The organism is Actinomadura craniellae, from assembly GCF_003289645.1.
Taxonomy (GTDB): Bacteria; Actinomycetota; Actinomycetes; order Streptosporangiales; family Streptosporangiaceae; genus Actinomadura_D; species Actinomadura_D craniellae.
Map to the genome: position 1 here is coordinate 123,679 of NZ_QLYX01000021.1, position 8,849 is coordinate 132,527.

The 8,849-nt window shown below is 71.7% G+C and carries 6 protein-coding genes and 1 rRNA gene; 1 reads left to right on the plus strand and 6 read right to left on the minus strand.

All coding sequences use genetic code 11. From position 1 onward, the window contains the following. Positions 1-3 precede the first annotated feature (3 nt). The 4 genes from DPM19_RS32245 to DPM19_RS32260 are packed head-to-tail and all read right to left on the minus strand — an operon-like array spanning position 4 to position 6,442. On the minus strand, positions 4-1,158 hold the full coding sequence (locus DPM19_RS32245) for an acyl-CoA dehydrogenase family protein (RefSeq protein ID WP_111871869.1): 1,155 nt from the start codon (positions 1,156-1,158) through the stop codon (positions 4-6). Then, entirely contained in the window at positions 1,158-3,128 is a 1,971-nt protein-coding gene (locus DPM19_RS32250; RefSeq protein ID WP_111871870.1) for an acetyl/propionyl/methylcrotonyl-CoA carboxylase subunit alpha, read from the minus strand. The genes DPM19_RS32245 and DPM19_RS32250 overlap by 1 nt, the downstream gene beginning before the upstream one ends. Before the next feature lie 6 nt (positions 3,129-3,134). Then, entirely contained in the window at positions 3,135-4,730 is a 1,596-nt protein-coding gene (locus tag DPM19_RS32255; RefSeq protein ID WP_199485398.1) for an acyl-CoA carboxylase subunit beta, read from the minus strand. Then, positions 4,727-6,442 (minus strand): acyclic terpene utilization AtuA family protein, encoded by a 1,716-nt coding sequence (locus DPM19_RS32260; RefSeq protein WP_111871871.1) that lies wholly within the window; start codon positions 6,440-6,442, stop codon positions 4,727-4,729. The genes DPM19_RS32255 and DPM19_RS32260 overlap by 4 nt, the downstream gene beginning before the upstream one ends. Positions 6,443-6,520: 78 nt before the next feature. On the opposite strand from DPM19_RS32260, the gene DPM19_RS32265 reads away from it, so the two are divergent. Next, the gene (locus DPM19_RS32265) at positions 6,521-7,135 is read left to right on the plus strand and encodes a TetR/AcrR family transcriptional regulator (protein ID WP_111871872.1); all 615 of its coding nucleotides are present in this window, start codon (positions 6,521-6,523) and stop codon (positions 7,133-7,135) included. An 18-nt stretch (positions 7,136-7,153) separates the two neighbouring features. On the opposite strand, the gene DPM19_RS32270 is transcribed toward DPM19_RS32265, so the two are convergent. Then, entirely contained in the window at positions 7,154-8,497 is a 1,344-nt protein-coding gene (locus tag DPM19_RS32270) for an erythromycin esterase family protein (RefSeq protein WP_111871873.1), read from the minus strand. Between the two features lie 248 nt (positions 8,498-8,745). Next, positions 8,746-8,849 (minus strand): 5S ribosomal RNA (gene rrf, locus DPM19_RS32275); the annotation flags it as partial.

Sequence of the window (8,849 nt, forward strand, 5' to 3'; positions counted from 1 at the left end):
AATTCAGTACGACTTGGGCAGTCCCAGCGAGTGCTGGGCGACGTAGTTCAACACCATCTCCCGGCTGACCGGGGCGATCCGCATCAGCCGGACCGTCCCCGACAGCATTCCGACCCCGTACTCGGTGGTCAGCCCGTTGCCGCCGTGCGTCTGGATGGCCTGGTCGACGCAGTGCACCGCGGCCTCCGCGGCGGCGTACTTGGCCATGTTCGCGGTCTCACCCGCACCGAGATCGTCGCCGGAGTCGTACAGCCATGCGGCCTTCTGTCCCATCAGCCGCGCCAGCTCCAGCTCGATCTTCGCCGCGGCCAGCGGGTGGGCGATGCCCTGGTGCGCGCCGATCGGGACCTTGAAGACCTCCCGCTGCCCGGCGTACGTCACCGCCTTGCCGAGTGCCAGGCGGGCGATGCCGGCGCCCATCGCCGCGGCCATGATCCGCTCGGGATTGAGCCCGGCGAACAGCTGGGTCAGCCCGCCGTCCTCGTCTCCGATCAGCGCCTCGTACGGCAGGGTCACGTCGTCGAGGTGGCAGACGAACTGCTTCTCCGGCGAGACGATCTCCATCTCGATCGGCGTCCAGGTGAAGCCGGGGGTGTCCGTCGGCACGATGAACAGCGAGGGCCGCAGGGTGCCCTTCTGGTCCGCGGTCCGGGCGACGAAGAGCACCGCGTCGACCTCGTCCACCCCCGAGATGAAGGTCTTCTGGCCGTTGAGCACCCAGCCGTCGCCGTCCCGCCGGGCGGTGGTGGTGATGCGGTGCGAGTTGGAGCCGGCGTCCGGCTCGGTGATCGCGAAGGCCATCTTGACCGTCCCCTCCGCGAACTGGGGCAGCCAGTGCCGCTTCTGCTCCTCCGTGCCGGAGCGGGCGATGATCGTCGCGCAGATCGCCGGTGAGACCACCATGAGCAGCAGCGGGCAGCCCGCCGCCGCCAGTTCCTCGCAGACCGCGGCCAGATCGCCGATGCCGCCGCCGCCTCCGCCGTACTCCTCCGGCACGTTGACGCCCAGGTAGCCCAGCCGGGCCGCCTCGGTCCACAACTCGTCCGTCTTGGCTCCACTACGAGCCTTCTCCACGAAATACTCGGATCCGTACTTCTCACCCAGTTCGGCTACCGCGGCGCGCAGCGCCAGCCGCTCGTCCGACTCGACGAAACCCATCAGGAATCCCCTTCTGAGATCACGGCGAGGACCGCTCCGGCCTCGACCTGCTGTCCTACGTGCACACCGACCCCGGCGACCATCCCGGCCGCCGGCGCCGTGACACGGTGCTCCATCTTCATCGCCTCCAGCACCACCAGGGTCTGGCCGGCCGTCACGGCGGCGCCGGGCCGGGTCTCGACCCGGACGACCGTGCCGGGCATGGGCGCCAGCAACGAGCCCGGGGCGACCTTGTCGGCCGGATCGGTGAAGCGCGGCAGGGCGCGCAGGGCCACCGCGCCCAGCCCGGAGTCCACGTGGACGCGGTCGCCGATCTGGCGGACCGTGAACCGCCGCCGCACCCCCGCCGTCTCCAGGGTGACCGTCCGGTCAGCCGGACTCCCCGCCACCGAGACGAGCCCGACGTCCTCATGGCCCTCGGCGCGCAGCCCGGCGCGGGTCAGCCGGTAAGCCACCTCGATCTCCCCGTCCGGCGCCGCGTAGGACCGGCGCTGCGGCGCCGACGTCACGTTGCGCCAACCGGACGGCAGCCCGCCCAGCGCCGGCGCCCGGTCCCGGGCGTCCGCCGCCGCGGCGAGCGCGGCGGCCAGCGCCGACAGCCGGACGGCCGCGGCCTCCGGCGGAGCCGCCAGAACCTTGGGCCCGAGCCGGTCGAGGTAGCCGGTGTCGGTCTCCCCCGCGAGGAAGGACGGCTCGGCCAAAATCCGGACGAGCAGGTCACGGTTGGTGTCCGGGCCGTGGATGCGGGCGCCGCGCAGGGCCGCGGCCAGCCGCCGGGCAGAGGCCGCCCGGGTCGGCGCCCAGGCGATCACCTTCGCGAGCATCGGGTCGTAGTGCGTCCCGATCACGGTGCCGTCCGTCACGCCGGTGTCGAGCCGTAGCCCGTACCCGTCCGGCACGGCGAACTCGGCGTCCACGCCCGGCACGTCGAAGGTGTGCAGGGGGCCGCTGGAGGGCCGCCAGTCCTCGGCCGGGTCCTCCGCGTACAGCCGCACCTCCACGGCGTGGCCGCGCGGCTCGGGCGGTCGCCCGGGCAGCCGGGCGCCCTCGGCGATCTCGAGCTGAAGGCGGACCAGGTCCAGCCCGTACCGGCACTCGGTGACCGGGTGCTCGACCTGCAGCCGGGTGTTGACCTCCAGGAAGAAGAACCGGTCGTCGGCGGCGAGCAGGAACTCCACCGTTCCCGCGCCCCGGTAGCCGATCGCCCGGGCCGCCGCGGCGGCGGCCTCGCTCAGCGCCGCCCGCAGTTCCGGTCCGACCGCGGGGGACGGCGCCTCCTCCAGGATCTTCTGGTGCCGGCGCTGGATCGAGCACTCCCGCTCCCCCAGCGTCCAGACCGTCCCGTGCCGGTCGGCGAGCACCTGGACCTCCACGTGCCGTGCCCCCTCCAGCAGCGGCTCGCAGAAAACGGTCGTGTCGCCGAAGGCCGACCCGGCCTCCCGGCGGGCCGAGGCCAGCGCCCCGGGCAGCTCGTCGAGCACGCGGACCGCGCGCATCCCCCGCCCTCCGCCGCCGGCCGAGGCCTTCACCAGCAGCGGCAGGTCCGCGACCGTCACGGTCTCCGGGTCGGGTTCGGGCAGCACGGGCACCCCGGCGCCGGCCAGCAGCCGCTTGGCCTCGATCTTGGAACCCATCGCCGCGATCACCTCGGCGGGCGGGCCCACCCAGGTCAGCCCGGCGGCGGTCACCTGCCGGGCGAAGTCGGCGTTCTCGGACAGGAAGCCGTATCCGGGGTGGACGGCGTCGGCGCCCGCGGACCCGGCCGCGGCCAGGATCAGGTCAGCGCGCAGGTACGTCTCGGCGGGGGCCGCGCCCGGCAGCCGCACCGCCAGGTCCGCCTCCCGGGCGTGCGGCGCGTCCGCGTCGGCGTCCGAGTACACCGCGACGGTCTCGACACCGAGATCCCGGCAGGTGCGGAACACCCGGCGGGCGATCTCGCCGCGGTTGGCCACCAGAAGTCGCTGGATCATTTCGGCTCACATCCGGAAGACGCCGTAGCCCTCGGCGCCGCGCACCGGGGCGTTGTGGACCACCGACAGGCACAGGCCGAGCACGGTCCGGGTGTCACGCGGGTCGATCACCCCGTCGTCGTAGAGCCGGCCGGACAGGAAGTACGGCAGTGACTCGGCCTCGATCTGCGCCTCGACCAGCTCGCGCATCGCCACGTCCTGGACCTCGTCGTAGACCTGGCCACGGGCCTCGGCGGCCTGCCGGGCCACGATGGAGAGCACGCCGGCGAGCTGCGGCGGGCCCATCACCGCGGACTTGGCGCTCGGCCAGGTGAACAGGAAGCGCGGATCGTAGGCCCGGCCGCACATGCCGTAGTTGCCGGCGCCGTAGGAGGCACCCATGATGATCGAGATGTGCGGCACCCGGCTGTTGGAGACCGCGTTGATCATCAGGGCCCCGTGCTTGATGATCCCGCTCTGCTCGTACTCCTTGCCGACCATGTAGCCGGTGGTGTTGTGCAGGAAGATCAGTGAGGTGTCACGGGCGTTGGCGAGCTGGATGAACTGGGCCGCCTTCTGCGCCTCGGCACCGAACAGCACGCCCTGGGCGTTGGCCAGCACACCGACCGGGTAGCCGTGCACCCGGGCCCAGCCGGTGACCAGGCTGGTCCCGTACAAGGGCTTGAACTCGTCGAACTCCGAGCCGTCCACCACCCGGGCGATCACCTCGCGCGGGTCGAAGGGGGTCTTCAGATCCTCCGGGACGATCCCCGCCAGCTCCTCCTCGGGGTACCGCGGTGGCGCCACGGCTCCCGGGGCCGGGCCCTGCTTGCGGTGGTTGAGCCGGCGGACGATGTCCCGGCCGATCCGGAGCGCGTCGTGTTCGTCGGCGGCCATGTGGTCGGCCAGACCCGAGAGCCGCGCGTGCATCTCGGCGCCGCCCAGCTCCTCGTCGCCGGACTCCTCGCCGGTGGCCATCTTCACCAGCGGCGGCCCGCCGAGGAAGACCTTGGCCCGCTCCCGGACCATGACGACGTGGTCGCACATACCCGGGATGTACGCGCCGCCCGCGGTGGAGTTGCCGAAGACCAGCGCGATCGTGGGAATGCCCGCCGCCGACAGCCGGGTCAGGTCCCGGAACATCCGGCCGCCCGGAATGAAGATCTCCTTCTGGGTGGGCAGGTCGGCGCCGCCGGACTCGACGAGGTTGATCACCGGTAGCCGGTTCTCCAGCGCGATGTCAGCGGCCCGGAAACTCTTCTTGACCGTCCAGGGATTGCTCGCGCCGCCCCGCACGGTCGGGTCATTGGCGACGATCATGCACTCGACGCCCTCGACCACGCCGATGCCGGTCACCACGCTGGCGCCCACCGGGAAGTCGCTGCCCCAGGCGGCCAGCGGGCTGAGTTCCAGGAACGGCGCGTCGGGATCCAGCAGCAACTCGATCCGCTCCCGGGCCAGCAGCTTGCCGCGTCTCCGGTGCCGCTCGACGTACTTCTCGCCACCGCCGGCCAGCGCCCTGGCGTGCTCGGCGTCCAGCTCGGTCAGCTTGCCGAGCATCGCCGTACGGCGTTCCCGGTACGCGGCGCCCGCCGGGTCCAGCGCACTCCTGATCACCGTCACCGCAGGTCCTCCGGAAGGTCCACCTCACGGGCCCTGAGCCATTCACCGAGGGCCTTGCCCTGCGGGTCGAACCGCGTCGAGGCCGACACCCCCTCCTGGAGCAGCCCTTCGATCACGAAGTTCAGCGCGCGCAGGTTCGGCAGCACGTACCGGGTGACGGCGTGGTCGCGGGTCTCGGGGAGCAGCTCCCGGATCCGGTCCACCGTCAGGAAGTGCGCCAGCCAGCACCACTGCCCGTCGGTGCGGGCCCAGACGCCGAGATTGGCGTCGCCGCCCTTGTCACCGCTGCGCGCCCCGGCGATCCGGCCGAGCGGGACACGGACGGTGGGCGCCGCGCCCGGGTGCCGCTCCGGCAGCGCCTCCGGTACAGGGCGGGGGTCTCCGCCGGCGGGCGGGATCGGGGGAATCGGCCGGCGGGTGCCGTCCGGGAGCACCGCCACCTGGGCGATCCTCGCGGCGTCGACGTACGCGGGCCGGTAGACCCCGTACGGGACGGCCTTGCCCGGCGGGGTGGTCATCGTGAAACCCGGGTAGCCGGCCAGGGCGAATTCGACCGCCGCCCCGCTGAAGGCGCGGCCCACCGCGGCCTCGTCGGCGTCCTGGACGGCGCAGCGCAGCAGCGAGGTGGCCGCACCCTGGGTGTCCGGGTCATGGGCCGGGGTCCCGATCGCCGTCCACTCGGTCCTGGCCGGGGGATGCTCCGCCAGTGCCTCCTCCAGCCGGGCCCGGGCCCAGGCCGCCTTGGCCTCAACGTCCAGCCCGGTGAGCACGAAAGTCATCTCGTTGCGGTAGCCGCCGAGATGGTTGAGGCAGACCTTGACCGTGTCCGGCGGAGGTTCGCCGCGGACGCCGCGGATCCCGACCCGGTCGGGACCGCAGGGCTCGGGAGCGATCGTGTCGAAGCGGGTGGTGACGTCGGGCCCCGCGTACCGCGGCCCGCCGATCTCGTAGAGCAGCTGGGCGGTGACCGTTTCGACGGTGACGGCGCCGCCGGTGCCCGGGTGCTTGGTGATGACGAAGGAGCCGTCCGGGGCGATCTCGGCGATCGGAAAGCCCGGCGCCTTTACGTTGTAGATTTCTTGAAAGAAGGCGTAGTTGCCGCCGGTGGCCTGGGCCCCGCACTCCAGGACATGGCCGGCCACGGTCGCACCCGCCAGGGCGTCCCAGTCGTCCCGCGCCCAGCCGAAGTGCGCGGCCGCCGGACCGACCACCAGCGACGCGTCAGTGACCCGGCCAGTCACCACGAGGTCCGCTCCCGCGCGCAGGCACTCGGCGATGCCCCAGGCCCCCAGGTAGGCGTTGGCGGTGAGCGGACGGCCGTACGGCCCGTCGGCGAGGCCGAACTCCTCGGCCCGGGGCAGCAGGTCGTCGCCCTCGACGTGGGCGATCGTGATGTCGAGGCCGAGCCTGGCGGCCAGTTCTCGCAACCGGTCGGCCAGGCCCCGGGGGTTGAGGCCGCCGGCGTTGGTCACGATCCTCGTGCCGCGCTCGGCCGCCAGGCCCAGCGCATCCTCCATCTGCCGCAGGAACGTGGTGGCATAGCCGGCCGCCGGATCCTTGAGCCGGTTCCGGCCGAGGATGAGCATCGTGAGCTCGGCCAGGTAGTCGCCGGTGAGCACGTCGAGATCGCCGCCCTCGAGCATCTCGCGGACGGCGGAGAACCGGTCACCGTAGAAGCCCGACGCGTTCCCCACCCGCAGCGGTTGCGTCATGGATGCACCTTGGCAGCCAGGTCCAGAAAAATCAATCGCGCTTGCTTGTTTTGAGGGGCTTTGGTTCACTGACGGTCCATGACCGCTCAGGCGCCTTCCCGCGAACCGCGACAGGACCGTAGCCGGGCCACCCGGCTACGGCTGCTCGAGGCCGCCATCGACTGCCTGGCCTCGGCCGGCTGGGCCGGTACCACCGTGTCGGTGGTGGCCGAGCGCGCCGGAGTCTCCCGGGGAGCCGCCCAGCACCACTTCCCCACCCGGGAGGGGCTGGTCACCGCCGCGGTCGAGTACGGCGTCGAGGTGCGCATGCGGGAGATGCGGGACCGGGTCGCCGCCATGCCCGGCGGGCGCCTCACCGCCCTCGAAGTGGTGACCGTGCTCGGCGAGATGTACACCAGCCCGCTGTTCCGGGCCGCGCTGCACCTGTGGGTCGCCGCGGCCTCCGACGAGCGGCTGTGCGCCCTGCTCCTTCCCCTGGAGGCCAAGGTCGGCCGGGAGGCGCATCGCCTCACGGTGCAGGCCCTGGGCGCCGACGAGAGCGAGCCCGGCGTCCGGGAGACCGTACAGGCCACCCTGGAGCTGATCCGCGGGCTCGGCCTGGCCGACATCCTCACCGACGACTCTGCCCGCCGCACCAGGATCCTCACCCAATGGGCCCGCACCCTCGACTCCGTTCTCGGACCGGCACGCTGAACCGGCCCGGTGCGGCGCTCAGGCCAGCAGGCTCGCGGCCCTGACCCGGTGCAGGTGGATGAGCACATCATGGGAACGGCCCAGCGAGACCTGGTACTCGGGCTCGGGGTAGGCGGTGCCGATGACCCGCGTCGGACGGGCACCGCCCAGCCAGGCACGGGCCGCCAGCGGGGCGGTGCGCAGATCGAGCAGGAAGTCCTGGAAGTGGACCCGGTCGAGGGTGTGCTCGTTGCCTCCCGGTGCGGCGGGGCCCACCGTGAAGGCGCGCATCCGGTAGTCGTCCTCCGCGTCCTGGGCGTTGAAGGACCCCTGGTGGAAGGTGATGCCGACGTTCACGTAGCGGGTGCCGAGCCTGTCGCGGAGGAAGGCCCCCTGCATCTTGGGGTACCGGTCGGGGGCGTAGCTCACATAAGCGATGTGCGCGTTGTGGGCCGACAGCACGATCCGCTGACCGGTGTGCTCGTGCCACCAGGCGGTGTTGGCCGCCATGGCCCGGTCCCGGTGCAGCATCGCCTGGGCGACGTCGTCCTGGTCATCGAAGTCCACCGCGTACAGCCGGGCGGTCTGCGCGATGACCCGGGCGTGCTGCTCGGTCAGGGCGCGCTCCGCCGGGTCCGGGCCTGGCGGCAGGTCCCGCAGGATGCCTAGCGCCCGCTCCGCCCGGGCGGCCAACTCCTGACGCTCGGCCAGGGGACGGCCCGGATAGGCCAACATCCAGTCGTTCACGCCCACTGTCGGACGAAGGCCCTGGTACAGGACCTCGATCTCCGGCAGCGAAGCCGGGTGGCGGCGCTGGAGATAGCCGGTCACCTCGTCGAAGAGGCGCGGGGCCGGGTAGCCGATGTCGTTGCCCATGAAACGCACCTTCCTGGGGTGCCGGGCGTTATGGGCGCGCATCCACTCGATCAGATCCAGGTACTCGCGCGTGTACCAGAAGTCGCTCGCGCCCTTGAACTCCTCCCGCATGATCTGGCGCGCATCGCCCCTTCCGTAGAGGACGTAGTCGTCCAGGCGCAGACCGGCGCTCCAGTTCGCCTCCAGGGAAAAGGTCGCGAAGCCCTTCTCCTCGACCAGGTAGCGGAACATCCGGTGCTTCATGGTGAAGAACTCGCGGGAGTTGTGAGTGGCCTCGCCGACTCCCACCACCGCGGCGCCCTCGACCATTCGACCCAGCGGCCGCAGGTCCCGGAGATCACCGGTAGGTTCCGTGGAGTGCAGTTCGTACGCGTTCGCTCCCAGAGCCTGGGCCAGCCCGTCCTCGGCGAGTTCCGCACGGGCCAGGGGGGCGGTGAACAGCACCCCGGCGCAGAGCAGCATGATGAGCAGGAAAGTCGGTCTGTTGCGGAGGTTGGGGGGCGGCATCGTTTCGCTCCAAGAGTGGGTATCCGTGACGCCTCAACCCTGCTGCCGCAGCCAGTTGGCCACGATGGTGTGACCACCCCGGTCCATGGTGGGGACCGCCCCACCCAACCGACACGCTTGTCAGGGAACCGAGTCGCACATTCCCGCTGTAAATACAGAAAGTCCCCGCCGGCATGGGCGGGGCCTTTTCGTTCCCGGGAAATGCAGAAGGCCCGCCTCGGGTGAGGCGGGCCTTCTATATATGTTGTGTCCGGCGGTGTCCTACTCTCCCACACGGTCGCCCGTGCAGTACCATCGGCGCTGGAGGGCTTAACTTCCGGGTTCGGAATGGGACCGGGTGTTTCCCCTCCGC